General features: G+C 67.1%; 19 protein-coding genes. 10 read left to right on the top strand and 9 right to left on the bottom strand.

The features are described 5' to 3' along the window. Positions 1-29 precede the first annotated feature (29 nt). Genes ACOGI8_RS03285 through ACOGI8_RS03260 form a run of 6 tightly spaced genes read right to left on the bottom strand, consistent with a single transcriptional unit; the run spans position 30 to position 5,687 of the window. The gene (locus ACOGI8_RS03285; RefSeq protein ID WP_419855466.1) at positions 30-614 is read right to left on the bottom strand and encodes an SRPBCC family protein; all 585 of its coding nucleotides are present in this window, start codon (positions 612-614) and stop codon (positions 30-32) included. Next, positions 614-1,573: an XdhC family protein gene (locus ACOGI8_RS03280; protein ID WP_419855465.1), complete on the bottom strand. Its 960-nt coding sequence runs from the start codon at positions 1,571-1,573 to the stop codon at positions 614-616. The genes ACOGI8_RS03285 and ACOGI8_RS03280 overlap by 1 nt, the downstream gene beginning before the upstream one ends. Further along, complete coding sequence (locus ACOGI8_RS03275) at positions 1,570-3,951, bottom strand: aerobic carbon-monoxide dehydrogenase large subunit (protein WP_419855464.1); 2,382 nt, start codon at positions 3,949-3,951, stop codon at positions 1,570-1,572. The genes ACOGI8_RS03280 and ACOGI8_RS03275 overlap by 4 nt, the downstream gene beginning before the upstream one ends. Before the next feature lies 1 nt (position 3,952). Then, a complete protein-coding gene (locus ACOGI8_RS03270; RefSeq protein ID WP_419855463.1) occupies positions 3,953-4,552 on the bottom strand; it encodes a (2Fe-2S)-binding protein in 600 nt (199 codons plus the stop codon). Between the two features lies 1 nt (position 4,553). After that, positions 4,554-5,429, bottom strand: a complete 876-nt coding sequence (locus ACOGI8_RS03265; protein WP_419855462.1) for an FAD binding domain-containing protein — start codon at positions 5,427-5,429, stop codon at positions 4,554-4,556. Between the two features lie 3 nt (positions 5,430-5,432). Next, the gene (locus tag ACOGI8_RS03260) at positions 5,433-5,687 is read right to left on the bottom strand and encodes a hypothetical protein (protein ID WP_419855461.1); all 255 of its coding nucleotides are present in this window, start codon (positions 5,685-5,687) and stop codon (positions 5,433-5,435) included. A 148-nt stretch (positions 5,688-5,835) separates the two neighbouring features. Here ACOGI8_RS03260 and ACOGI8_RS03255 point away from each other — a divergent pair, with 148 nt between their 5' ends. The 3 genes from ACOGI8_RS03255 to ACOGI8_RS03245 all read left to right on the top strand — a co-directional run bounded on the left by ACOGI8_RS03255 (position 5,836) and on the right by ACOGI8_RS03245 (position 11,414). Continuing rightward, positions 5,836-6,342 carry a DUF2269 family protein gene (locus tag ACOGI8_RS03255; protein ID WP_419855460.1) on the top strand — a complete coding sequence of 169 codons (507 nt, stop codon included), beginning with the start codon at positions 5,836-5,838 and terminating at the stop codon, positions 6,340-6,342. Between the two features lie 49 nt (positions 6,343-6,391). Next, positions 6,392-7,456, top strand: a complete 1,065-nt coding sequence (locus ACOGI8_RS03250) for an isocitrate/isopropylmalate dehydrogenase family protein (RefSeq protein WP_419855459.1) — start codon at positions 6,392-6,394, stop codon at positions 7,454-7,456. Between the two features lie 208 nt (positions 7,457-7,664). Continuing rightward, on the top strand, positions 7,665-11,414 hold the full coding sequence (locus ACOGI8_RS03245) for an AAA domain-containing protein (protein ID WP_419855458.1): 3,750 nt from the start codon (positions 7,665-7,667) through the stop codon (positions 11,412-11,414). Between the two features lie 90 nt (positions 11,415-11,504). On the opposite strand, the gene ACOGI8_RS03240 is transcribed toward ACOGI8_RS03245, so the two are convergent. Further along, positions 11,505-11,966, bottom strand: coding sequence for a hypothetical protein (locus tag ACOGI8_RS03240; protein WP_419855457.1), 462 nt, complete (start codon positions 11,964-11,966; stop codon positions 11,505-11,507). Between the two features lie 67 nt (positions 11,967-12,033). Here ACOGI8_RS03240 and ACOGI8_RS03235 point away from each other — a divergent pair, with 67 nt between their 5' ends. The 4 genes from ACOGI8_RS03235 to ACOGI8_RS03220 all read left to right on the top strand — a co-directional run bounded on the left by ACOGI8_RS03235 (position 12,034) and on the right by ACOGI8_RS03220 (position 13,161). Then, complete coding sequence (locus tag ACOGI8_RS03235) at positions 12,034-12,306, top strand: type II toxin-antitoxin system HicB family antitoxin (RefSeq protein ID WP_419855456.1); 273 nt, start codon at positions 12,034-12,036, stop codon at positions 12,304-12,306. After that, the gene (locus ACOGI8_RS03230; RefSeq protein ID WP_419855455.1) at positions 12,303-12,518 is read left to right on the top strand and encodes a type II toxin-antitoxin system HicA family toxin; all 216 of its coding nucleotides are present in this window, start codon (positions 12,303-12,305) and stop codon (positions 12,516-12,518) included. The genes ACOGI8_RS03235 and ACOGI8_RS03230 overlap by 4 nt, the downstream gene beginning before the upstream one ends. Positions 12,519-12,638: 120 nt before the next feature. After that, complete coding sequence (locus tag ACOGI8_RS03225) at positions 12,639-12,860, top strand: hypothetical protein (RefSeq protein WP_419855454.1); 222 nt, start codon at positions 12,639-12,641, stop codon at positions 12,858-12,860. Continuing rightward, on the top strand, positions 12,823-13,161 hold the full coding sequence (locus ACOGI8_RS03220) for a type II toxin-antitoxin system PemK/MazF family toxin (protein WP_419855453.1): 339 nt from the start codon (positions 12,823-12,825) through the stop codon (positions 13,159-13,161). The genes ACOGI8_RS03225 and ACOGI8_RS03220 overlap by 38 nt, the downstream gene beginning before the upstream one ends. Positions 13,162-13,527: 366 nt before the next feature. On the opposite strand, the gene ACOGI8_RS03215 is transcribed toward ACOGI8_RS03220, so the two are convergent. Then, positions 13,528-19,080 carry a cadherin-like beta sandwich domain-containing protein gene (locus ACOGI8_RS03215; RefSeq protein WP_419855452.1) on the bottom strand — a complete coding sequence of 1,851 codons (5,553 nt, stop codon included), beginning with the start codon at positions 19,078-19,080 and terminating at the stop codon, positions 13,528-13,530. Between the two features lie 242 nt (positions 19,081-19,322). Here ACOGI8_RS03215 and ACOGI8_RS03210 point away from each other — a divergent pair, with 242 nt between their 5' ends. From ACOGI8_RS03210 to ACOGI8_RS03200, 3 genes are all read left to right on the top strand, one after another. Continuing rightward, complete coding sequence (locus ACOGI8_RS03210) at positions 19,323-19,643, top strand: helix-turn-helix domain-containing protein (protein ID WP_419855451.1); 321 nt, start codon at positions 19,323-19,325, stop codon at positions 19,641-19,643. A 300-nt stretch (positions 19,644-19,943) separates the two neighbouring features. Further along, on the top strand, positions 19,944-20,273 hold the full coding sequence (locus ACOGI8_RS03205) for a hypothetical protein (protein WP_419855450.1): 330 nt from the start codon (positions 19,944-19,946) through the stop codon (positions 20,271-20,273). Positions 20,274-20,348: 75 nt separating this feature from the next. After that, positions 20,349-20,513 carry a hypothetical protein gene (locus ACOGI8_RS03200; RefSeq protein ID WP_419855449.1) on the top strand — a complete coding sequence of 55 codons (165 nt, stop codon included), beginning with the start codon at positions 20,349-20,351 and terminating at the stop codon, positions 20,511-20,513. Positions 20,514-20,617: 104 nt separating this feature from the next. Here the strand turns inward: ACOGI8_RS03200 and ACOGI8_RS03195 are convergent, their stop codons facing one another. Further along, positions 20,618-21,907: an IS256 family transposase gene (locus ACOGI8_RS03195; protein WP_419855237.1), complete on the bottom strand. Its 1,290-nt coding sequence runs from the start codon at positions 21,905-21,907 to the stop codon at positions 20,618-20,620. Between the last annotated feature and the right edge of the window lie 54 nt (positions 21,908-21,961).

The following is a 21,961-nucleotide window of genomic DNA, read 5'->3' as shown; positions in this document are numbered from 1 at the left end:
TTCCTATCCACCAGAGCACGAGCGCCTCCTCACACGGCCTCGGGTCGGTACGGAAGGGCAAGCCGGCGCACGACGCGGGCGAGACCCATTCCCGCGGCACGCAGACCGATGGCGACGCCACCGGCGGCTTGAACCTGTTCGACTTGGTCTGGATCGCGCCCCTCCGCGATGGCAGCGAGCCGGTTCTGGACGTTGGCGGCAAAGTCGTTCAGCAGCACCGCGGTGATGTCACCCACCAGGCCACGCCCATACTGAGCTGCGGGCCCGGACAGCTGCAGGTCCATGGCCACCTCCACGCTCGTGCCGCCTGCGGCCGCAGCGAGGCTGGCATTGAGCTCGAGCGTGGCTTGGCCCCGGCCCTTGCGATCGGCGCCGCTGGCAGCGACGGAGATCGTCCGGTTCTCCTCGTCCCGCTGCGTGATCTCGGCACCGCCGTCGAAGTCGAGCTTGATGGGGCCGAGGCCGATGGACACGGTGCCGCCGTAGCGGTCGTCGCCCAGCTCGGTGGTCAGCTCCGTGCCGGGCAGGCATGCGGCGACCTGCGGCACGTCGCCGAAGAAGTTCCACACAGCCTCCAGCGGCTGCGCGACCTGGAACTGGTTGGTGATCTGCATCAGGCGACTCCCCGCTCGCGTGCGAAGGTTGTGCGGCACCCCGCACAGCAGAAGTAGAAGACCTCGTCGCCGATCTGCAGCGACGGCGTCGCCGGATCGACCTGGACGGTCATGCCGCAAACAGGGTCGACAGCCGCCGGCGTCGCTGACGCTTGGGCGCTGGCTGTCGCTGCGAACGCACCCTGGGCACGGAGCTGCACCAGCTCGGCCAGGATCGACACTGCGACTTCCTTGTGCGAGGTGCTGCCGAGATCCAGGCCGGCGGGAGCTCTCAGTGCGCCGAGCTGGGTTTCTCCCACGCCTTGATCTGCGAGCAGGGTCCGGACGCTGCGGCCTCGTCGAGCCGACGAGACCAGGCCCACGTAGGCCGGATCGGCCTTGAACGCAGCGACCAGCACGTCCTCATCGCCGTGTCCTTGGGTGGCAACTACCACCATCGACTGCGGCGTGAGCAGCCCCTCGCTGAATTCGGCGCGGTCGACCAGCTCGACACGCCAGTCGAGCTGGGCGGCCAGCACCGACAGGGTGGTCGCCATGGGCGAGCCTCCGACGATCACGAGGTGCGGTGCGGCCACGACGGGCTCCAGGTAGATCTGCAGGGCGCCTTCGCTCTGACACGACATCGGCACCGCAGTGGTGCCCTGGGGCAGGTCGCCGAATCGGTCGCTCGCACCGAGCGCCAATAGGCGCGGCGTGCCCGCTTCGAGCGTGGCGATGGCCTCGCGGATGAACACCGGCTCGGCGCAGGCGCCGCCGATCCACCCGTACATCTCGCCCGCCGCCGTGTAGATGGCGCGAGAACCGCGCTGCCCCGATGTCGGACCCTCGCGCCAGACAACCGTGGCCAGCACGAACGCCTCGCCGCTGCGAGCGAGCTCGGTGGCGCGCTCGATCACGCCCCAGCCCTCGACGGCCCCTTCTCCGACGGGTTCGGGCCCGACGAGTCCGGAGCTGCTCATGGCTCGGTCTTCACCGGCGGAGCGCCGGAGACATCGTGGCCCTGCGTGATGGCCTCATGCACCCGATCGGGCAGCAGCGGCATGTCGATATTGCGCACACCGCTGTCGCCGATGGCGTCGATCACCGCGTTGACGAATGCCGCTGGGCCGCCCACGGTGGCGCACTCCCCGATGCCCTTCGCACCGATGGGATGGTGGGGGCAGGGGGTCACCACCTCGTGGAGCTCGAAGCCCGGTGTCTCCCATGCCGTCGGCAGCAGGTAGTCCATGTAGTTGGAGCCGATGCAGTTGCCGTCCTCGTCGAAGGTGATGAACTGCATGTTGGCCATGGCGTAGGCCTCGGTGAGCCCGCCCATGATCTGGCCCTCGACGATCATGGGGTTGATGCGCACGCCGCAGTCGTCCACCGCCACCACCCGCAGCACGTCCCACACGCCGGTCTCGGGATCGACCTCGACGGTCGCGATGTAGCAAGCGAACGGCCACGTCAGATTCGGCGGGTCGTAGTAGGCGTTGTTCTCCAGGCCCGGCTCCATGCCGTCGGGCATGTTGCTGTAGGCGGCAATCGCGCATTCCTGGATGGTCACTCCCCGGTCAGGTGCACCACGCACCGAGAACCGGCCCAGCTCCCATTCGACGTCCTCTTCGGACACCTCAAGCAGGTGCGCGGCGATCTGGCGGGCCTTGGCCCGGATCTTGCGCGACACCATGGCCACCGCCGCCCCGGCCACGGGGGTGCTGCGTGACGCGTACGTACCCATACCGAATGGGGCCGTGTCGGTGTCGCCCTCTTCGACCAGGACATCCTCGGCGGGAATGCCGAGTTCGTGGGCCACGATCTGCGCCCAGGTGGTTTCGTGGCCCTGGCCCTGGGTCTTGGCGCCGGTGCGCAGCAGCGCCTTGCCGGTCATGTGGACCTTCAGCTCTGCCGAGTCGAACATCTTGATGCCCAAGATGTCGTACTCCCGGCTGTTGCCCGCCCCGAGGGGCTCGGTCATGGTCGAGATGCCGATGCCCAGCAGCCGGCCCCGCTGGCGCGCCTCCTCCTTCTGGCGCAGGAAGTCCTCGTAGCCGATCGCTTCGAGGCCGAGGTCGAGGCATTTGCCGTACTGGCCGGAATCGGTGAGGAACCCCCAGGGCGTGCGATGGGGGAAGTCGTCGTCGCGCACCAGGTTGATGCGGCGGAACTCGGCCTGGTCCATGCCCAGGTCGGCGGCGGCCGCCTGCACCATGCGCTCCTGGAAGTACATGGCCTCGGTGACCCGGAATGAGCAGCGATACGCGACGCCGCCGGGTGCCTTGTTGGTGTAGACGCCTTGGGCTGTGAGATGCGCGGCGGGAATGTCGTAACAGCTGAAGGCCGAGTGCATCAGGCCGATCTTGAACTTGCTCGGCTGGGCATCGGAGAAGAAGGCGCCGTGGTCGGAGTCGGTGTGCATCCGCACGCCGAGAATGCGGCCGTCGTTGCGCAGCGCCATCTCGCCCTTGAGGTAGATGTCGCGGCCGAACCCCGTCGAGATGAGGTTGCCGCTCTTGTCCTCGATCCACTTGACGGGGCACTCGAGCAGGATCGACGCCAGGATCGACACGACATAGCCCGGGTACACCGGCACCTTGTTCCCGAATCCGCCGCCGAGGTCGGGGGACACGATGCGGATCATGTGCTCGGGCAGCTCGGCTACCAAGGCCACCGCGGCGCGGATGATGTGCGGCGCCTGGGTGGTCATGTACACGGTGAGCTTCGAGGTCGCCCGGTTGAAATCGGCGATCGAGCCGCACGCCTCGATGGGCGACGGGTGCGAGCGCGGGTAGTGCATGTCGATGGTCGAGACCACATCGGCCTGCGCGAAGGCTCGATCGGTGCCATCGCGGTCGCCGACCTCCCAGTCGAAGACGACGTTGGAGTCTTGGCCGGTCTTGTCGTCGCGGATCAGCGGGGCGCCGGGGGCCGTTGCCTGGGTCGGGTTGACGATGGGCGGCAGCGGTTCGTAGTCGACCACGATGGCCTCGCAGCCGTCCTTGGCGATGTAGGGGTCGTCGGCGACGACGCAGGCCACTTCCTGGCCCTGGAACCGGACCTTGTCGGTGGCGAGGACAGCCTGGGTGTCGTACGACAGCGTCGGCATCCACGCCAGATTCCGGGCGGCCAGCATGTCGCCGGTGAGCACCATGCGAACGCCGGGGATGGCCCAGGCAGCGCTGACGTCAATGGAACGGATGCGGGCGTGAGCGAGCGGGCTGCGCAGGATCTCCATGTGCAGCATCCCGGGCAGGGCGATGTCGTCGATGTAATTGCCCTTGCCGCGAATGAAGCGATTGTCCTCCACCCGCCGCCGGCTGGCTCCGAGGCCGCCGATCTTGATCTCGTCGAGCGCCATCTCAGCCCTCCCCGCCTGCGTTGGAAGCAGCGCCTTCGGCGCTGCTGGCGTCGCCGGCATCGTCCGCGCCGTCGCTCTCAGCGTTGGCGCCTAGCTTGTCGGCGGCCCACATCACTGCCTTGACGATGTTCTGGTAACCGGTGCAGCGGCAGAGATTGCCCGACAGCGCCCAGCGGATCTCGTCCTCGCTGGGATTCGGATTCTCTTCCAGCAACGCCTTCGCGGCGAGCATCATGCCCGGGGTGCAGAAGCCGCACTGCAGGCCGTGCTCGTCCTTGAAGCCCTCCTGGATCGGATGCAGCTCGCTCGCGGTCGCCAGGCCTTCGACGGTGAGCACCTCGTGGCCGTCGGCTTGGACGGCGAACATCGTGCAGCTCTTGACGGGCACGCCGTCGTACAGCACCGTGCAGGCACCGCAGTTGGTGGTGTCGCAACCGGTGTGAGTTCCCGTCAGCCGGAAGCCGTTGCGCAGCAGGTGCGCCAGCAGCAGTCGCGGTTCGACGTCGGCCGCACGCCGCTCGCCGTTCACGGTCAGCTCCACCCGGCGAACGGGCACATCTTCAGCGAAGCTCGGCGGTACCTCTTCGTACAACGTGCTCATGTCAGGCCGCCTCTTGTTCTGATCGCTGGATCTGAGCCCCGATGCGCCGCACAAAGGTGGCGACGACATGGCGCTTGTAATCGGCGCTGCCCCGGTGGTCAGAGCGTGGCTGCGCTGCCTCGGCGGCGAGCTGGGCCGCCGCAGCGACGGCGTTTGCATCGAGTGCCGTGCCGACCAGCGCCGCCGCGGCGTCCGAAGCGTTGATGGTGGCTGGCCCGACTCCGGTCAGCCCGATGCCCGCCCGAGCAACGCTGCCGCCCGACATCTCGACCGAGACCGCCACGCCGACGGTGGCGAAGTCACCGACCCGACGTTCGAGCTTGAGATAGCCACCCGCCCGGGCGCCGCGTGCTGCGGGAATCACTGCCTCGACGGCGATCTCGTCGGGAGCGAGCACCGTCTGGAACGGGCCGTCGATGAGATCGGCCACCTGAATGCTCCGGCGCCCATTCGGGCCTTGAGCCACGATGGCGCCTTCCAGCGACACCATGACCGAGGCCCAGTCGCCTTGCGGGTCGGCGTGACACACCGAGCCCACGAGCGTCCCCCGTGTACGCACCAACGGGTCGGCCACGACGGGGGCCGCCGCAGCGATGGTCGGTTGGGCATCGGCGAGCGCAGCGGATTTCTCGAGATCAGCGTGCCGGCACAGCGCCCCGATGCGATAGGTGCCGTCGGGATCGGACCGGTGGTAGTCGAGGCCGCCGATGCCGTTGATGTCCACGATCATCGCGGGCGCCGCGAATCGCAGCTTCATCATCGGAATGAGGCTCTGGCCGCCCGCCAGGATCTTGGCCTCGCCGTCTGCGGCGGCGAGCATCGCGACTGCCTCGGCGACGGTCGAGGGCGCTTCGTAGCGGAAGCGAGATGGATACATGCGTCAGCCCCCTGTCGACGGCCCGCCGGGACCTTGCGGATCCGGCACAGCTCGCGGCAACGACTCGGCGTCGGGATCAGGCCGTCGCTCCTGGTGTGGCGGCCATGGCCCCTGAACTGGCTGACCAGCGACTTTGAGATAGTCGATGATCTGCGGCCAGGCCCAGATCGTCGGGCTGGCGCCTTCCTTGGGCGCACCCTCAATGACCTCGTACAGCCTCGGGTTGCCTGCGCTATGGCCTGATGACTCGATCGGCATGGATACCCCTTCCCCCGGAGATCCGGCCGTGTCTCTGCGGCACAGCGAACTTACCACTGCCCGTCCCGGCGGTCCGAACGAACTCACGAGCCACGCCGGTACCTGCTCCCGCTGCGGCATCTGTGCGTCTGGCAGCGATACTCGCGGCATGGCGCTTGGCTTCGGCGATTCCTTGGTGGCGGCCAGCTTCAATTCCGGCTGGTATCAGGCAGTACTGGTTGTCCACTTGGTGAGTGCCGTGGTGGGGTTCGGCGGCAGCGCCCTGGGCACCGTCATGCTGAGGCGGGCATGGGCTGATGGTCCCGACGCAGCAGGAGCCGTACGGCGGGCGTTCGAATTCGCGTCGAACCGCTTGACGGACATAGCGGCATATCTCGCCGGTGTTGCCGGCCTGGTCGCGGTGCTCATCGATGACCGCTGGACGTTCCGGCAAGGCTGGGTGACGACGGCGCTCATTTTGTACTTCGTCTGGTTGGGCATTGCCCACGGCGCGCTACGTCCGACCAGCGCCAAGCTTGCCGAGGCCATGGACGCGGGCCCCGAACGGTCCAACGACGCGAAGCGACTGCGCAAGCGAGCCGAACTGTGGTCGATGGCGAACAACCTGGTGATCGTGGCAGCCATCGCCGTGATGGTGACCAAGCCAGGCTTGTGAACCCCGGCGCCCACGCGGGTCTCGGCCCTGACGCGTAGCGTCGGCGGGCATGACCGAACAGCGGCGGCACCGGGTGTGCGTGATCCCCGGCGACGATGCCGCACCCGAAGCAATGGCAGCGTCGTTGCGCGTGCTCGATGCGTTGGACCTGCCCATCGACTGGGACCACGTGCCGGTGGGCGACGAGCTAGCAGCGCTGACTCCCGACGAACGGGAAGCGCTGGTCGGTGAGCACATCGACGCTGCCGACACCGTGCTGTTTGGATCGTCGAACGGCACGACGCCGGGCGCGGGCTTCATGCGTTGGGGCAAGCGCACCTACGCCAACGTGCGACCGGTGCGCTGGCGTCCCGGCTATGCCTCGCCGCTGGCCCGGCCTGAGGGGATCGACTACGTGATCGTCAGGGAGAACCTCGAGGACATGTACGTCGGCGTCATGGGCCCAGCGCAGCGGCTGCTCGATGCGGGACTGACCGAGGGCCGATCTCGCGTCCCGCCCGATGCCGCCAACGGGCGCTTCGCGGCGAAGATCATCACCCGTCCCGGCACCGAACAGGTCACCCGCTTCGCCGCCGAGCTGGCGCTGAGCCGCGGCGGCAAGCTGACCGTCTCGGCCAAGACGAACATGCTGCCTGCGACCGACAGGTGGTTCTGCGACATCGCTCGGGAAGTGGCACAGGAGTACCCCGGCCTGGAATACGAGCAGTTCATCATCGACGACATGGCGCACCGTTTGGTGGTGCGACCGCACGAGCTCGACGTGCTGCTGCTGCCGAACCTGTATGGCGACATCCTGTCCGACCAGGGCGCCGGCACGATCGGCGGCATGGGCCTGGCGCCGTCGGGCTGTTACGGCGACGACTGGGCGTACTTCGAATCGGCCCACGGCACGGCACCCGACATCGCCGGGCAGGGCATCATCAACCCGACAGCCACGCTCGAATCGGCCGAGATGATGCTGCGCCACCTGGGCCTCGACGCACCGGCAGATCGGTTGGACCGGTCGCTGGCCGCCGTGTACGAAGCAGGCGAGCACCTGACCCCCGACCAAGGCGGCACTGCGGGCACCGAGGATTTCGCCACCGTTGTCATCGACAATCTGTCGGGTCACTAATCAACAACCTGCACAAACCCTCGTCAACAAACTTTCGCCTCGCCGACGCCGCGATTGGCAATCAGCCGCTGAAGAGCCGAGGTTGAGTCTCAGGTAGTGGTGTGCGGGGTCGCCCCCGCTCATTCGAGGCCAAGTTGGTCGGCACTCGACGGACAGCACAACCGGTCCAGAGAGCGGTCTCGCAGGGCTTGGCTACGATGCCGCGACTATGTCGCTCGACGACCAGCGTCTTGATGCCGTGCGCTCAGCGGCAGAGCGGTGGCAGCGCGAGCTCTTGGACACGAGCGGGCGCAATCGACTGCGCAACTATCGAGACCTGAGGACGGGCACGCTCGATCTCACCCCAGGCGGGCAAATAGGGCTGAGCGCGCCTGCATTGGACCGTCTGCTGGCCGGTCGCACGGTGCGCCTCAGCGAGCTCTTCGCAGCGGCCGCGGCGCCGGACGCTGCGACGCCGTTGGATGATGCTCGACGGCGCATGACCAACATCCACAAGACAGCGCTGACCAATCTGGAAGAGAAGGGCATCGACACCTGCTTCGCGGGAATCGGCCTCGCTACGTGGAATGTCGATCAGTGCACGGAACCGAATACACCGGTGATCCTCGTGCCGCTGCACACGGCACCGACGGGAGCCGCTACACGCGACTACGAGGTCTCGGTGGCCGGCGACGCGCACCTGAACCCGGTTCTTGCACACATCTTGCGAAGCGAGCACAGCATCGACACCGACGACACTGAAGCCGACCTCGCCGAGGATCCTCCCGCTTCGCTCGAAGCCTTCGATGAGCTGTTCGACCAGCTGGCCGGCGCATGGAGCGAGCTCCCGGGATTCGCCATCACGCCACGGGCCGTGTGCGGCAATTTCTCGTATTCGACGATGCCGCTGGTTCACGACCTCGAACAGAACACCGAGGCGCTCGCACAGAACGATCTCGTGGCGGCAATCGCAGGGGTCGCACACGCCCGTGATGCGCTCAGCGCTCAGGTGTGCGACCCGAGTCCCAGCCAGCCTGATGCCGATCCTCTCGAATCGGAGTTCCTGATCCTCGACGCCGACTCCAGCCAGCATCGAGCCATCAATCAAGTGCTCGGCGGCGAGTCGCTGGTGATCCAAGGACCGCCCGGGACGGGCAAGTCGCAGACCATCTCCAACCTCATCGCAGCACTCGCTGCCCGCAGCAAGCGAGTGCTCTTCGTCGCCGAGAAGCGGGCCGCCATCGAGGCGGTCACCAAGCGACTGAATCAGGCCGCACTGGGCGACTTGGTCATGGACTTGCACGGCGGTGTCACGTCTCGCCGGGACTTCGCATCCAACCTGGCTGCGTCGCTCGACAATGTCAGCAAGATCCCTGCTCAGGACTATGCCGACTTGCATGGCCAGTTGGCGGCCCGAAGGGGTGAGTTGCTCGCGATGTCGGCGGCGCTTCACGAAGCCCGCGAGCCGTGGGACCTCAGCGTGCGGGAGATCTATGAACGGCTGCTGGCGCATGATCCACCGGCCCGCTCAGACCAGCGCCTGAGGGGCGACGCCGCTCGGCGAATCGATCGCGACGACTGGCGCACGCTGGAGAGCCGAATCATCGAGTGGGTCGAACTCGGCGGCCCCCTGTTTCCGAAACAGCACCCGCGCTGGCACAACAGCACAGTCACATCGCCGTCCGAAGCCCGGGCAGCGGTCGAGACGCTGCGACATGCCGCACACACTGCGCTCCCCACGGCCGACCGCGAAATCCGCTCCTGTCTCGAGAGCGTCGGCATACCCATCTCGGGCGAAGCCTCCGATCGAGCCGGCGTCCTGAGCCTCTTCGGCGAGATTCGGTCGCTGCTCGAACGCTGCAGCCCCAACGTGTATCTCCTTGATCTGACTGCGCTGAACGCCGAATTCGCACGAGCCCGCGACTCGTGGAAGCTCACCCAGGCGTTCTCGCGCAAGCTGCGGCAGTGCCGCAGGACTGTCGAGGACACGTTGCTCGACGGCGGCAGCAAGCGGCTGGGAGCAGACGAGGCAGCCGAGATTGTGGAACAGGCACTGCGTCATCAGTCGACGTGGTCCGAGCTCGGCGCCGACGGCCTGCCCCGACCGCCCGTTGACCTCGATGCCGCGCTCACAGCAGCAGCCGAAGCGCTGTCGGCGCTGGTCCAGCTCGCCGAGACCGGGTTGATCGACCGGGCCGCTGCCGAAGCTCGGTCGTGGGCAGAGCTGTCGGCCGACATCGGCGCGCTCGCCGCAGACGCGCATGCTGCCCAGCGTCTGCCTCGGCTGCGCGAACTGGAATCAGACCTGCACGCATTCGGCGTCACAGACGTTCTCGCCTCGCTTGACGATGAGTGTTCCCCGAGCAAGGCCGCGGAGGCGGTCGAGCGCGCTTGGCTGAGCCAAGTCCTCGAGGAGATCCAGTTCGCCGATCCTCGAATCTCGAACTTTGACAGCAAACGCGCAACCCGCTTGCTGAGCGAATTCGCCGAGTTCGATCGGGATCATCTCGCTGCCAATCCGATGCGCCTCCGGCGCGAGGTCGCGGAGAGCGTCGTCGCTGCAATGGACGCACACCCGGGCGAGGCTGACATCCTTCGCAAGGAAGCTGCGAAGCGGCGCCGTCATCGCAGCATCCGCCGTCTGCTTGCTGACGCGCCGCATGTGCTGACCGCGCTGCGCCCCTGCTGGACGATGTCACCGGTGCTCGTCGCCGAGATGATCCCAATGCAGTCGAGTCTCTTCGACGTGGTCATCTTCGACGAGGCGTCGCAGATCCCGCCGGCTGAGGCCATCAGCAGCCTTGCGCGTGCCCGTCAAGCTGTCATCGCCGGCGACAGCCGTCAGCTGCCGCCCACGACGTTCTTCGGACGAGAGTCCTACGAACATGAAGGCGTCGAAGACGACACCGATTTCTCGACGGGGGACGTGGAGTCTCTGCTTGATCTCGCGGACGTTTTCCTTCGCGACGCCATGCTGACGTGGCACTACCGCAGCCGCGACGACCGCCTCATCGCCTTCTCGAACAAGCACGTCTACAGCGGTTCGCTGACCACGTTCCCCGGCACAGACGCAGCGCCGCCAGTGACGCACCATGAGGTCGAGTTCCGCGCGCTCGCCGCTGCGAACGGCACGCGTTCCAATCCCGACGAAGCCCGCTATGTGGCCGAGCGGGTGCTGGAACACGCACGCACCTCGCCGCACGAGACGCTCGGCGTGATCGCGTTCGGCCAAGCCCACGCCGACGCCATAGAAGGTGAACTCAGCCGGCTCATGCGAGACCTCGAAGATCAGTCCTTGGATGCCTTCTTCTCCGAAGCCAATGAGGAGCGCTTCTTCGTGAAGAACATCGAGCGGGTTCAGGGCGATGAACGGGACGCCATCGTGCTGAGCGTCGGCTACCACAAGGACGCCAACGGGCGGCTGCCGTACCGGTTCGGTCCGTTGAATCAGGAAGGCGGCGAGCGGCGTCTCAACGTTGCAGTGACCAGGGCCCGCTCACGTTTAGCACTCGTCTCCTCGTTCAGTCATCGCGACATGGCGCCTGATCGTTCGTCGGCGCGGGGTGTAGAGCTCTTGCGTCAGTATCTGGAGTACGCCCATTCCCGATGCGAGGTGCTCGGATCGGCCGCACATGATGTACCGCTCAACCCTTTCGAACTCTCGGTACAGCGCGGCCTGCAACGTCGCGGCATTCCCGCCACGCCGCAATTCGCCGTCGCCGGCTACCGGGTCGATTTCGCGTGCGCCCATCCCGACAAGCCAGGGCTGATGGTGCTCCTTCTTGAGGCCGACGGTGCCAGCTACCACTCCGGCGCGACCGCCAGAGATCGAGACCGCATCCGCCAGCAAGTGCTTGAAGACAAGGGCTGGAGCGTTCACCGCATCTGGTCGACCTCATGGTTCACCGACTCCGAAGCCGAACTCGACAAGGCAGAAGAAGCTTGGCGCGAGGCGGTTTCTGCTGCGGACGCTCCGTGAAAGCCACAACGATCGGCGAGTTCGTCGGCAATACGGCCTGTCACCTCGCCCGCATCTCGCGGTGCCAGGCCAAACGTTCCCCGTGTCGGCTCACCGGGGAGGCGGAACATCGGCGACTACACGCACGCCGAACTGGTGGCCCTCGCCCGCTGGATCAAGCGGGACACGCTGCTTCGTACCCAAGCCGACCTGATCTCGGAACTTGCCGCCGAGCTGGGTTTCAAGCGACTCGGCAAGCGAATAGTCGAGGCCCTGACGGCAGCGGCCAAGGCCGTCGGAGACGGGCCGACGGCCTAGCCGTGCCGGAATATGCGAACAGTGGCGGTGGGGCCGTTCCATTCCACCAGTGCCCTGCCGCGGACTGGCAGCGGGGTCGGCATAGCCAGCGCGAATCGCGTCCCATTCGTCGTCCAACACTTGGAGCAGCGGCACCAGTCTTGAACTGCGGTCGATGAGCAGCGCCCACTGACCGGGATCGTCAGCGACAAGCATCGATCGAAGCTTCTCAAACCGCTCCTCCAAGCGGGTGAGCACAGCATCGGGCTGCGCCATGGCGCCCACGCTGGCGGATTGGGCCTGCCGCCGTAGTCGCTCCGAGAGCCAGAACTACACTGAGGCCATGGCGCAGGCCCCGTCGCAGCTCCCGTCAGAGGAATGGCTCGACGCTGCGCTTGCCGGTGCAACCGTCGAAGAGGTATTCGATGACGACGGATCGCTGACCGGATGGTGGGCCGAGAACCCTGACTGCCTCGGTGCAGCCGCATACGGTGCCACCCACGAGGAAGCTCGCACGAAGCTCCGCGAAGTGCTCAGAGGATGGGTCCAACTCGGTCAAGAGCTCGACCATCCGATTCCTTCGATCCGTGAGGGCGAAATCGCCGCACCTGCATGACAAGTCGGCTCCCTCCAGCCACACGTCGAGACTTCATCCGCTTCCTCAGCGAGCGAGGCTGGGACGGTCCCCGGCCCGGCCGTAATCACGACTTCATGATCAAGGGAAGCCACCGGCAAGTCATACCGAGCGACCGCGAGATCCCCGCACCGTTTCTGCAGCGCCTTCTGAAGCAGGCCGGCTACACACGCCAAGATTGGCTGGGTCGTTGAAGACCCGATGCGATTGGGCCCGTGATCTTGGCTAGAGCCTCGACGTCTCGCTGGCTCGCAGCAGCGCTAGATGTTCTGGACCTAGAGGTCGGCAGCAGGGTGATGGGTATACTTAGTGGTATGCCTGAGTCGACTACCATCAAGGTGTCGGTGCGGACCCGGGATGCGTTGCGTCAGCTTGCCGATCGTGAGGGGCTGACGTTTGACGCGCAGATCGAGATGCTGATCCGGCGGGAGCGCCGCCGCATCTTGGGGGCGCAGCTCGCGAGCGCCCCGCTGGATGGCGACGAACAGGCTGTGCTCGATGCGTCAGCGAGCGATGTCGCCGATGCAAGCGGGTGACGTCGTCCACTGCGACTTCGGTGCGCCGGCAAGGGGCGAGCCGGGGTTCGTGCGGCCGGCTGTTGTCGTCACGTCCGATGACGTGCTCGAGTTCCGCCAGCATGCGATCGTGGTCGTTCCCTGCACGGCCACGCGGCGAGGGTGGCTGAGCGAAGTCGACGTCGCCGGCTTCGGTGTCGCCCAGGCGCATCTGCCCACGACGCTGAGCGTCGACCGCGTCGTCGCGGTGACCGACACCAACATCGGCCCTGTCGCGTTGCGGCAGATCCGCGAACTCATCGCCGACCTGATCGGACTCTGACCCACGCCGCCCCGTTGGAGCGCAGCACTTCGACGAAGCCGATCTGCGCGTCGGCATCCCAGCAGCTACGTCGACTTCGGCCGGCTGCTCTACTGCAGGAGCAAGACGAATCGCGAGATCGATTTCGTCGGCCGCGATCTCGGGGACATCGCCATCGAGTCCAAATACGTCGACGGCGGCTGGCGGGGCGGCGCCGGGCGCACGATCGGTGCGTCCAGGTGACGATGAGGTCCGAGGGCGGGCCGATCACCGAGGTGTCGACGCGGTCGCGGAGCTTGAGCAGCGCCGCGGCAGCGTGATCGACGGCGGCGCGGGTGCCCAGTTTCACCGGTGAACCGCCGGGTGCTGCGGTTCGGGTTCGGGCTGTTACCCGGCGGCCTTGGGGGTGGTGTGCTCGCCTTTGACCCGTATCCACTGGCTGGAGTGCTCGCTGCGTTCGGAGTAGCTGCTGTCGGTGAATGAGCGGACGAAGACCCCCGTCGCCACGCCGTTCTGCAGGCCGGTGATGGTGTAGGACGCGACTCCGCCTTCGACCACGATGCCGTCTTCATGAGCGCCCGACGGCCCGGGCGGGTTGGCCCAGACGCCGGACTGCTGGCTCCAGCGCAGGGCGTGGCGTATCGCATCGTCCTCGAGCCCCTCGCGGGGCGCGACCGTCCAGGTGACGGTGAGCGTCCCGTCGCCGGGCGTGACCCGCACGTTGTACGGCTCGGTCTGTCCCGGCGTCGGCGGGGCCTCCGGGACGGTCTCCTCCTCCACCGGGGCATCCTCCACCGGGGCATCCTCCACCGGGGCATCCTCCACCGGCGCAGCCTCCACCTTCACCGTGGCGGGCCCGCACGGCGAGCTCTGGTCGTCGGGGCTGAGGCCGCCATGCTTGAGGACCGGGTACTGGCACGACGTTCCGAAGTCCCAGGGGTCGTCGGCGCTGCCGTCGCCGTCGAGGTCCGCGTTCCAGTTGGCGTAGATGCCGGTGTAGCCCGTGGGAGTCTGCAGCTCGGAGGTGGTCTTGCCCTCGCCGCCGGGTCCGGCGGCCTGGGACTCGTCCGAATCCCAGTAGCTGGCGGTGATTGAGCCGCCGCGGTGGCCCACCAGTCCGCCCGCGTCCGTGCCGCCCGCCGTCGCGCCGGCCGCGTAGCTGGCGGTGATTGCTCCCGCGTAGTGGCTGCCCGCCAGCCCGCCGATGTACCGGCCGCTGCCGGTCACGTCCAGGCGGGCGTAGCTGGCAATGACGGCGCCGCTGTTGAACCCCACCAGGCCGCCGGTGTTGTTGGCCCTGCCGGACACGGCGCCTGCGGCGTAGCTGGCCCGGACGGCGCCCTCGTTGTAGCCCACCAGGCCGCCCACGTCCCGGCCGCCCTCGCTGCGCGGCTTGGTTCCGGTGACGCTCGCCGTCGAGCGGCCGGCGGTGATGACGCCGGACGCGACGGACGCGCCCGCCACGCCGCCCACGGAGTTCCGGCCCGTCACCTCGCCGCTCACGCTGACGCCGCTGATTGACCCGGCGTTCCGCCCGACGAGACCGCCGACCTGTCCGACGGCGGTGACGCCGACCGATTCCAGCGTCAGGCTGCGGACGGTTCCGCCGCTGGCGATGCCGCTGAACAGCCCCGCGCCGTCGCCGGTCGACGAGACGAACAGGCTGCGGATGGCAAAGTCGTTGCCCTCGAAGACGGCCGAGAAGTCGCCGACCCCGTGGTCGATCGGGCCGTCATCGGGCCCGTAGCCGATGGGGGTCCAGCCCGCGCCGCCGTTCCAATAGGCATCAGCGGAGTTGGCGCCGCCGCTGGCGTCGGTGTCAAAGTCCAGGCTGGCGGTCAGCTCGTAACCGACGCAGCCCGAGGACGGACAGCCCATGTCGGCCATGGCATCGGGGAAATAGGCGTAGTACTCGTTGTTGCCGGGGGAGCCGTCGCCGTCGAGGTCCCAGCGGATGGCGTTCAGCTGCCCCAGGCCGGAAACGTCGATCAGCCCGTCGTCGTCCGCGTCGTAGTCCTTGTCGCCGAATGCCGACGGCGAGTCGGCCGGCTGCCCCGCAGCGGGATCATCCGACGACCCCGGACGCTGGCCGGCCACGCTGGGGCCGGCGTTCTTCAATACCGGGTACTGGCTGCCCGTGCCGAAGTCCCAGGGATCATCTGCGTTGCCGTCGCCGTCGAGGTCCCGGTTCCAGTTGGCGTAGATGCCGGTGTAGCCGGTTGGCGCCTGCAACTCGGCGGTGGTCTTGCCCACGCCCAGGGAGCTGCCGCTCTGACCGGAGGTCTGGGTATCCCAATAGCTGCTGACGGCGTCGCCGCCCCGACCCAGCCCGGTGGTGAGTGAGCCCCAGCTGGACACGACGCTGGTGGAGTAGCTGGCAGTCACGGAGCTCTTCACGCTGCCGTATCCGATGAGGCCGCCCGTGGCCAAGGCCTGACCGGACACACGGCCCGCGGCGTAACTGGCGATGACGGCGCCGTCATCGTTGAACCCGACGAGACCGCCGATATATCTCCCCATCAAGCTCTGCGGCATGCGGCCAACCACGCTGGCCGTGGAGTAGCTTTCGACAATCGTGCCGGACACGTACGACAGTCCAACCAATCCACCCACAGCGTGCAGTCCGGTTACGGACCCGGTCACGTAGCTGCGGATGATTCTCCCCTTATTCAATCCGACCAATCCACCAACGTTCTCCATACCAGCGACGTTCACTGATTCCAGTCCAACGTTGCGGATAATTCCCCGGGACGCGCCGAACAAACCCTGATTTTCATACGAGCGGTTGCGCCACCAGGTCCTTTCCGAGGACGTCCGGTTGAGGTAGAGATTGCGAATCACGTTGCCGTTGCCTTCGAACACGCCGGAAAACGGGCCGGAACCGAGGCAGACCGAGCCCCACGTCCAGCAGGCAACGCCCACCGGATGCCAGCCCGCGCCGCCGTTCCAATAGGCGTCGCCGGCGTCGGCCTCGCCGTTCCCGTTGGTGTCAAAGTCCAGGTCGTTGGCCAGCTCATAGCCGGAGCACCATGACGACGGACAGCCCATGCCGTTCATGGCGTCAGGGAAGGCGGCCGCGTATGGCTCCAACAAATACGCATAGCCGTTGCCGTCCGGATCCCAGCGCATGGCGTTCAACTGCGCCAGCGTGGACACTTCAATCAGTCCGTCGTTGTCCACGTCGTAGTCGGTGCTGCCATTGGGCAACTGAACTCCGGGCTGCCGCACCGGCGCGCCGATGATCACGGCCGCTTTGCCGGTGAAGGCAAAACTGGTTGTCAGCCAGTCGGTTGTGTCCCTAGGATACTTCCCAACGATATAGCCGCGACCCCTGACCCGGTACTCGGAACCGTTGACTGCTGAATCAGGGAGCGTACCGGCCTCCCTGAATGCCTTCGAAGTTGGTTTCTTCGAGCGTCCGGGCGTATGCGGCGTAAGGTAAGCGTCCAACTGCTTCCACGGGCCACCGTTCTCGCTGACCTCAAGCTGATAGCCATCCACGATGCGCCCGGCGCAAGCGGCCGGTCCGGAAGTGGCCCAAACCTCACCGCTTTCGTCCATGATTACGGACGGAGCGGCGAGCGTGCGACACTCGCCCGGTTTGGCGCGGATTACCTGAACCGTCAGCGTGTCCAGATCGCCGTTGTACCGCGGGTCGTCGCTGACCCCCACGTGCGTAATGGTGAAGGTGCCGATCGCGTCGCGAGTCACGATGTATCCCAAAGCTTCTCCAACTGCCCCCGGCTGGTAGCTGCCGGCGCTGAAATGGGCAGTACGTTGGACGTGAGAGGCCTTCTCAAAGAATGATGGTGGATCGGATTTCAGATAGATTGTTACGTCTGCCGTGGGAGGATGCTTCAGCGCGATGTAGTGAACGGCGGTCATACCTTGCGCTACGGTTACGGGACGTATCAGTTTGGTAAAGCCGACGATGCTGGAATCCCCGATCATTCGACCTTCGGAGAACCGCAGCACGCCGTCATCCTCGTTGGGGGAAAGGTAGATGCCCCCCGCCGTGATCTCTCCCCTCAGCGTGTCGGTCGTGGAGGCCAGGGTGTAGTTGCTTGCCTTGAACGAGCCGTGGTCCTGCAGCGAGTAGGTCACGCTCACGTCGTGCGTTCCCGCAGTCGCGGCATTGAACGTCCCGCTCACTTGCAGGCCGCCCGCTCGAAAGTCGGCAAGCTCCGATGACAGGACGCCCGTTCCCCGGGCATTGCCGGTGTCGAAGGTCGCGTCCGTGGTTCCGTCCGCCGTCCGGCTGTTCACGGTCACGCCGCTGACTGCCGTTATCTCCTTGGCAGTGATGGCGTAGGTCGCGACGGACGGACTGGACGGCAGCGTGTACTTGTCCGCGTAGGCGCCGGCTATCGCCAGCGTCCCCATGTTGATGGCGTAGCTGCCCGTGTCGTCGCCGGTCGCCCGAGCCAGCGCTCCCGTGACCACGCCGGCCGCCGCGTCGCCCGGCGCCAGCCCGCCCACCGTGTAGCTCAGGTCGTCCGTGCCCCCGTACTCCCGCGTGGGGCTGGCAGGCGTGATGGTCAGCTCAGTCTTGGGCTCGGCCGGCGTCGCCCGCGCCGCCACCCAGCCGCTGGCCAGCCAGTCGTCCTTGCGCTCGTCAGGCACATTGTGGCCGTAGTAGCTGCGCCCGCCGCCCACCAGGGCCTCCAGCTCCACCACGTACTCCGCGCCGTTCTCCAGCCCGGTGATGGTGTAGGTCAGCGGGCTGGATCCCTGGCTCCAGACCCACGTGCCGCCTTTCGCGCCGGTGATGGCGCTCTTCAGTGCCGTGTGCCGCAGCTGACCGGAGTTCAGCCAGGTCGTCGTGCCCGCCTTCCGCCAGCGGGCAAAGTAGTTCTGCGCCTCTCCCGACGCCGGATGCTCCCAGGTCAGCGTCAGCTGCCTGTCCCCCGGCGTCAGCTTCACGTTCCGCGGGTCGCCGGTCGGCCCGTACTCCACCCTCACGCTGTAGGTCTTCGCCGTCGTGCCGTCGGCCGCGGTCACCTTCACGTCGACCCAGGTGTACCCCGCCGGCGTCGCCCACGGCCCGCTGGCCCACGGCCCGTTGCCCTCGCCCTCCCCTTCGGCAGTGGCCGGGTGGGTATCGGGCCGGACCGGCGCCCGCTTCGGGTCCCGCGTCTCACCGCCCAGCCGCCGGCCCGTCACCAGGAACGTCACCGGCGCCGGCGCGTCCGACGCCACCACCGCCGTGATCCGCGGGCCGTGGCCAAAAAAGTCTTCCGCGGATGAGTAGGCCGACTCCGGTATCCGCACCTCATACTGGGTGATCTGCGGATCGAAGGCCGGCGTCAACGCGTGGGCCGAACCCTTGGGGGTAACGATCCAGCCGGCGTCCGGGCCGCTGTTGTCCGTCATGAATATCTGAAGCCGGCTCAGGGTCGCGTCGCTGGAGCGCGGCGCGTCCTGCCGCTGCTGCTGTTCGGGCTGGGTGTCCGGCTCCGGTGTCCGCTTCACCGGCTCCGGAGTCGGCGTGGGCTCCTCGGGCGCGGGCTCCTCAGGCGCGGACGCCGACGCCGGCAGCTGGCCGTCGATGCCAATGGTGTAGGTGCGCGTCGTCGAGCCGTCCGCCGCCGTAACCAGCACCGTGATGTTCGCGGGCCGGGGGTCCAGCGACACGATGAACCAGCCGCCGGGGATCGACCGCGTGCCGGGGACCGCCGCAGTGGCCTCCGAATGATTCACCCGTGCCCGCACGTAGGCTGTGGACTGGTTCTGCCCCACGGTGGCGGCGTACTCGGTGCGTGCCGGGTCGAAGGGCTCGGTGAAGGGAGATCCAGAGATGTACAGGTCGCGCAGGCTGGCGTCAGACGACGCATCCTGCGCCTGGGCGGGCGGGGGCGAGAGCGCGAACAGCGAGAGCGTGATGATCAGGACGGCGAGAGCGCCGACGGCGATGCAGGGGCGGGACCCCCCCCCGAACATGGGTGCTGGTGGGGTCGGAGTACGTGCTGAATCACCCATTATTCGGCCTCTTGTCGTTCATGGATACGGGCGAGATTACAAGCGGCAGATCGTGGGCAGGGACATTCAGTGGTAGGGGAGGTACTCGTTGATCTCCCACTCGCTGATGTCGTCGTGTGTTGCGTCTGAGTTCGCCGCGGATGTGTGGTGGATTGATTGTCCAAGTCTGGTTTTGTTCTCGCTGACTTGTGAAGGAGTCCCAGGTGACGACCGGCGAGAGGCGGCGGCCCAAACGGCTGTCGGCGGAGGCGAAGTGGGAGATCTACCTGCAGGTGACCAGCGGCGCTGTCACTCAGGCCGACGCGGCCCCCAAGTGGGGGGTGGACGTGTCGACGGTGATCACCATCAGACGCACGGTCAAGGACGCCGCTTTGGCTGCGCTGGCCCGCAAGCCGGGACGCCCCGCCGCCGAGCGGAACTGGGGGCTCGAAGAGGCGCAGGCGGAGATCGGGCGGCTGGCCGAGGCGGTGAAGGCCCAGGCGATAGAGCTGGCGATCGTGCGGGGAGAATCGGGCTGGGACTGAGCGGACCGGTACCGGCGAGAGTCCCCGCCGATGCCAAAGAACTGGTCCTGCGCACTGTCGATGATGCTGTCGCGGCGGGCTTGGCGCACCGCTGGGCGACCGGCGTGTGGCAGGTGTCCGACGACCGGGTGCACCGCTGGCGGGCACGCCGACGCGAGCTGGGCGCCCTCGAGGACTCCGCCCCCGGCGGCGTGCCGGTCCATGGGCTGCTGGCCGAGGAGATCGCGGAGATACTCGCTGTCGCGCAGGAGCGGGGGCCGACCGACCGGTCTCATCGCAAGCTCGCCCACCGCGGGTCCTATGAGGGCCGCGTGTGGGTGGCGCCGGCGACGTTCCGCCGCCCTCGTCACGACCGAGGAGACCTCCACCCAAGTGCGCGTCATCCTCGACCAGGCACTCGCCGACCAAGGCCTCAATGAGCTTCTCACCGACGAACGTCTCGATCTCGACGCCGACGACCCCGCCCGGCCGATCCTGCCCGCCGTGTCCGACAACGGCCCCGCCATGACCAGCCGCGACACGCGCGCATGGATGGCCATGATGGCGATCGCCCAGCACCACGGACGGCCCAACACCCCCACCGACCAAGCCCGGACCGAGAGCCTCTACGGGCACATCAAACACGAATAGCCCCACCTCGCCGACATCGAACACCCCGAGCTGCTCGAAACAGAAGCCGCGCGCGTCCGCAACGACTACAACAACGTGCGACCGCACCAAGCCATCGGCTACCTCACCCCCGACGACGAACACCACCACCGAGGACAGACAATCCGCGAGGCCCGCCGGCAACGCCTCCAACGAGCCCGCCAACAACAGCTCGAACACAACCGCCGGAACACCAACAACCACCCCGAGAACACACCATGACTAGGTTCATCACCCAGCCCATCTCCGCGGAAGACTCAGACACACCTCAGTTTTGCGCAGGCTCGGGACTGTCAGATTTTTTGTGTAACCGGCCGTGATGGTGTTCATCGGATGTGGTCGGCGATCCGGTCGCCGTAGTGGACGGTCAGGGTGTTCAGGATGGTCTTCCAGCCGTTGGTCTTTCCGGTCAGGTTGCTGCGGTTTTTGCGTCTGGCGTTGGCGACAAGGTAGAGGACCTTCATCGCGGCCTGCTCGTTGGGGAAGTGGCCTCGATGGCGCACGGCCCGTCGGAATCTGGCGTTGAGGCTCTCGATGGCGTTGGTGGTGTAGACGACTCTGCGCAGCTCAGCGGGGAACTCCAGGAACGGCACGAATTCGTCCCAGGCCTGCCGCCAGGAGCCGATCATGGCGGGGTAGGTGTGCTCCCAGTCCTCGGCGAAGCTCTCGAAGCGTGCCTCGGCGGCCTCGGCGGTGGGCGACGTGTAGATCTCCCGCATTGCCTTGGTGATCGGCCCCCAGTGCCGTTTGGAGGCGTAGCGGAGGCTGTTGCGGACCATGTGCACCACGCAGGTCTGCACCGTGGCCTGGGGCCAGGTCGCCCGGATCGACTCGGGCAGGCCCCGCAGCCCGTCGCAGCACACGATCAACGCGTCAGCGAGGCCTCGGTTTCTCAGCTCGGTCAGCATCGCTGCCCACTGCTTGGCGCCCTCGCCGCCTGCGGGGCCCAGCCACAGGCCCAGCACGTCGCGCTCGCCGGCGAGATCGACGCCGATGGCGACATAGACGGGCCGGTTGGCGACCTGGGAGTCGCGGACCTTGATGACGATCGCGTCGATCAGCAGCACGGCGTAGACCGGCTCAAGGGGCCGGTTCTGCCACACCGCCATGTCGGCGACGATCTCGTCGGTGATCTTCGAGATCGTCTCCCGGCTCACCGAGGTGTCGTAGATCTCTGCTAGATGGTCCTGGATCTCCCCGGTGGTGAGCCCCTTCGCATAGAGGCTGATCACGTTGCCCGACAGCCCGTCGAGACGGCGCCGGTGCTTGGGCACCGTGGTCGGCTCGAAGGTGCCCGCCCGGTCACGCGGCACCGCCAGGTCGACCTCGCCGATCTCGGTCGTCACCCGCTTGGGCGTCGACCCGTTGCGCGAGTTCGGGGTGCCGCGGCCCTCAGGAGCGTGACGCTCATAGCCCAGATGCTCGGTCATCTCGACCTCGAGACCGGTCTGGAGCACCTGGCGCACCAGCCCGGTCAACAGGCCACCGTCACCGGTCAGCTCCACGCCCTCAGCGCGGGCCTGGGCCACCAGCTGCTCGGCCCAGTCGGCCATCGCCGCCTCGCCGGCAGCCTCGCTCGCCGGCACAGCCGGCATGTCATGATCAGTCACAGACATGATCCTCTCCAGCCCACAGCCCCCGGCTGCGGACCCTCAGATCACGCCCGATAC

This window comes from Candidatus Poriferisodalis sp., assembly GCF_965204195.1.
GTDB lineage: Bacteria > Actinomycetota > Acidimicrobiia > Acidimicrobiales > Poriferisodalaceae > Poriferisodalis.
This window is presented reverse-complemented; position numbering and strand designations above follow the sequence as displayed.

What these genes read in the sequence shown, in the direction of transcription:
- ACOGI8_RS03235 (WP_419855456.1), top strand. Translation starts at nt 12,034, where the DNA reads ATGGCGCAGGCCCCGTCGCAGCTCCCGTCAGAGGAATGGCTCGACGCT.
- ACOGI8_RS03265 (WP_419855462.1), bottom strand. Translation starts at nt 5,429, where the DNA reads ATGTATCCATCTCGCTTCCGCTACGAAGCGCCCTCGACCGTCGCCGAG.
- ACOGI8_RS03255 (WP_419855460.1), top strand. Translation starts at nt 5,836, where the DNA reads ATGGCGCTTGGCTTCGGCGATTCCTTGGTGGCGGCCAGCTTCAATTCC.
- ACOGI8_RS03270 (WP_419855463.1), bottom strand. Translation starts at nt 4,552, where the DNA reads ATGAGCACGTTGTACGAAGAGGTACCGCCGAGCTTCGCTGAAGATGTG.
- ACOGI8_RS03205 (WP_419855450.1), top strand. Translation starts at nt 19,944, where the DNA reads ATGAGGGCCGCGTGTGGGTGGCGCCGGCGACGTTCCGCCGCCCTCGTC.
- ACOGI8_RS03225 (WP_419855454.1), top strand. Translation starts at nt 12,639, where the DNA reads ATGCCTGAGTCGACTACCATCAAGGTGTCGGTGCGGACCCGGGATGCG.
- ACOGI8_RS03250 (WP_419855459.1), top strand. Translation starts at nt 6,392, where the DNA reads ATGACCGAACAGCGGCGGCACCGGGTGTGCGTGATCCCCGGCGACGAT.
- ACOGI8_RS03195 (WP_419855237.1), bottom strand. Translation starts at nt 21,907, where the DNA reads ATGTCTGTGACTGATCATGACATGCCGGCTGTGCCGGCGAGCGAGGCT.
- ACOGI8_RS03215 (WP_419855452.1), bottom strand. Translation starts at nt 19,080, where the DNA reads ATGTTCGGGGGGGGGTCCCGCCCCTGCATCGCCGTCGGCGCTCTCGCC.
- ACOGI8_RS03245 (WP_419855458.1), top strand. Translation starts at nt 7,665, where the DNA reads ATGTCGCTCGACGACCAGCGTCTTGATGCCGTGCGCTCAGCGGCAGAG.
- ACOGI8_RS03275 (WP_419855464.1), bottom strand. Translation starts at nt 3,951, where the DNA reads ATGGCGCTCGACGAGATCAAGATCGGCGGCCTCGGAGCCAGCCGGCGG.
- ACOGI8_RS03240 (WP_419855457.1), bottom strand. Translation starts at nt 11,966, where the DNA reads ATGGCGCAGCCCGATGCTGTGCTCACCCGCTTGGAGGAGCGGTTTGAG.
- ACOGI8_RS03220 (WP_419855453.1), top strand. Translation starts at nt 12,823, where the DNA reads ATGCGTCAGCGAGCGATGTCGCCGATGCAAGCGGGTGACGTCGTCCAC.
- ACOGI8_RS03280 (WP_419855465.1), bottom strand. Translation starts at nt 1,573, where the DNA reads ATGAGCAGCTCCGGACTCGTCGGGCCCGAACCCGTCGGAGAAGGGGCC.
- ACOGI8_RS03285 (WP_419855466.1), bottom strand. Translation starts at nt 614, where the DNA reads ATGCAGATCACCAACCAGTTCCAGGTCGCGCAGCCGCTGGAGGCTGTG.
- ACOGI8_RS03260 (WP_419855461.1), bottom strand. Translation starts at nt 5,687, where the DNA reads ATGCCGATCGAGTCATCAGGCCATAGCGCAGGCAACCCGAGGCTGTAC.
- ACOGI8_RS03230 (WP_419855455.1), top strand. Translation starts at nt 12,303, where the DNA reads ATGACAAGTCGGCTCCCTCCAGCCACACGTCGAGACTTCATCCGCTTC.